Genomic DNA, 2608 nt, shown 5'->3' on the forward strand with positions numbered 1-2608 from the left:
AGGGGTCAAGGGGTCAAGGGGTCAAGGGGTCAAGGGGTCAAGGGGTCAAGGGATCAAGGGTGGGCCTCCTTCGCCACCCAAGGCTTGGCGTAGCTGCTCCGGATCCGTCACCGGCGCTTCGCACGTAAAGTTACGACAGACATACGCCGTGGCGCGACCGTCGCGCATCGTCATTGGGGCAATGAACGGCAAGAGCTCGGCGAGCTTGGGCTGTTCCTCCGGTGTGACCGGCACGACAACCGTGAAGGGCTGATAGACGGACGCCGTTGTGCCAACGAGCGCCAGCGTGTCCTGGCGGTCGCGAGGCCCCACGATGACGGCCTGCTGGATACCGGCGTGATACGCGGACAGGTTCGCCATCATGAACGGTACGGCGCGCGCGGCGCGACCAATGATTTCGCCTCCACGGGCCAGCGTGAGCTCCACCTTCTGAAGCGCGTCCGCGTCGGCGGCAAGATGCGCCAGCGTCATGAGGTTGAGCACGGCCACGGAGCTGGGGGCAGGCTCGGCACCGTCGTAGTCCTCCTTGAGCCGTAGCAGGACGGACGGGTCCTCGCCCGTCGTTCCAAACCAGCCGCCGTTCACAGCATCCCAGAAGAGCGCGTCCTGCCGCGCTTGCAGTGTCCGCGCCCACGTGAGCCACTCGGCGGCGCCGGTTGCCTGGAATAGCTCGAGGAGGCCCCAGATGGTGTACGCGTAGTCCTCGCAATAACCATCGATCGCAGCGTTACCGTCACGATAGCGCCGACACAGAACCTGCCGCGATTCATCCCACAGCCGCGTCAGGACGAAGCGCGCTGCACGCTCCCCGGCTGCCGCATATCGTGCGGCGCGGTCCTCAGCACCAGGGATGGCCGGCGAGACGCGTGCGGCCCGGGCGAATGCCGCGATCATCAGCCCATTCCAGGCGGTGAGCACCTTGTCGTCGAGGTGAGGCCGTGGACGTTCTGCGCGGGCCGCGAACAAGCGGGAGCGCGCTCGCCGCAGCACGTCGTCCACCTCACTCTGCGAGCGACGCTCGCGCGCTGCCACATCTTCGACAGACATCGCCACATAGAGGATGTTCTTCGCCCCGAACTCGCCGTGCGGATCCTCCGGCACGTTGCCCGAGGGCTCCGTGCCGTACCGAGCGCGAACGATCGCTGCTTCGTCTGCGCCGAGCAGCCGATTGAGCTCCTCTTCACTCCACAAATAGAAGGCCCCTTCCGTCTTCCGCGTATCCGGCTCGCTCACGGATTCCGGTGGCACGCTGTCAGCATCCTCCGCCGAGAAGAAGCCGCCCTCTTTGTCGGTCAGCTCGCGCTGCACGTACTCCAGCGTGTCGTCTGCCACCGCCGCGTAGAAACCATCACCGCTGGCTTGGACGGCCTCGAGGTACGCAAGCACGAGCTGCGCCTGGTCGTAGAGCATCTTCTCGAAATGGGGGACACGCCAGCGTGCATCGACGCTGTACCGATGAAACCCACCTCCAAGATGGTCGCGCATGCCGCCGAGCGCCATCGCGCGCAGCGTCTGGAGCACCATCTCGCGCGGGTCTTCGTCACGTGTGCGCGCGTGCTCGCGGAGCAGGAACAGCAGCTCTGACGGGCGCGGGAACTTCGGTGCGTCGCCAAACCCGGCGTAGCGCACATCGTATGCGGTGCGAAACGATTCGACGGCATCTCGTAGCGCTTGCTGGCCGGCCACCGCTGGCACCGCCGTGGGGACGCCGTCCGATGGGGGAGCGACCGCTTCCCGAAGCCGCTCGGTCACGGTCTGGGCGGAGGTGACGAGCCTGTCGCGGTCGGTGCGCCACAGCTCGTCGATCTGCTGCAGGACCTCGACGAAACCAGGTCGGCCCCAGCGCGAGGTCGGGGGAAAGTAGGTGCCGCCCACGATCGGCTCGAGGTCGGGTGTGAGCCAGATGCTCATCGGCCAGCCGCCGCTGCCGGTCGTCGCTTGGACGAACGTCATGTAGACGCGGTCCACGTCGGGCCGCTCTTCACGATCGACCTTGATGGACACGAAGTGCTCGTTGAGGACGCTTGCAATGGCAGGATCCGCGAAGGACTCATGCTCCATGACGTGGCACCAGTGACAAGTCGAATAGCCCACCGAGAGAAAGATCGGCCGGTCCATTGCACGTGCTGCGGCAAACGCCTCATCTCCCCAGGGGTACCAGTCCACTGGGTTATCGGCGTGCTGGAGCAGATACGGGCTGCTCTCGCCCATAAGTCGGTTGGCCATTGGACACCCCTCTCCTGCCAGCATATCAACGCTTGCCTCCTCGATGCTGGTCTCTACGCTCGAATTGCCCTATCCTGATTCCATTCGACTCGCCTGACGGCCCGTCTCCGGCGGGCGGTCAGGCTCGCTCATGGCAAGCCGACCGCCGATGCGCACCCTGCTACTCGTTCTCCTCGCGATAGCCGGCGTCGTGCTCATCGCCTTCTTGATCGCCCTCGCGATCCAGCTCTTCGCCGACAGGAGCTCTTCTGCGGACTGAAGGGCCGTAGGGCAGGCGAGCGAGCTCTGGGATTAGGCTCTGCGAAGCCGGGCCCACGCCACGGTGAACTGTTGAAGCGAAGTGATAATGTCCCCTCGCGAGCGAAATAGAAATGTCCCCTAA

At 65.2% G+C, this 2608-nt stretch carries 1 protein-coding gene; it reads right to left on the reverse strand.

Features of this window, described 5'->3' with window-relative positions; translation table 11 throughout:
* Nucleotides 1-45: 45 nt before the first annotated feature.
* Complete coding sequence (locus tag GEV06_28320) at nucleotides 46-2226, reverse strand: DUF255 domain-containing protein (protein MPZ21758.1); 2181 nt, start codon at nucleotides 2224-2226, stop codon at nucleotides 46-48.
* Between the last annotated feature and the right edge of the window lie 382 nt (nucleotides 2227-2608).

The organism is Luteitalea sp. (genome assembly GCA_009377605.1).
Lineage (GTDB): Bacteria > Acidobacteriota > Vicinamibacteria > Vicinamibacterales > Vicinamibacteraceae > WHTT01.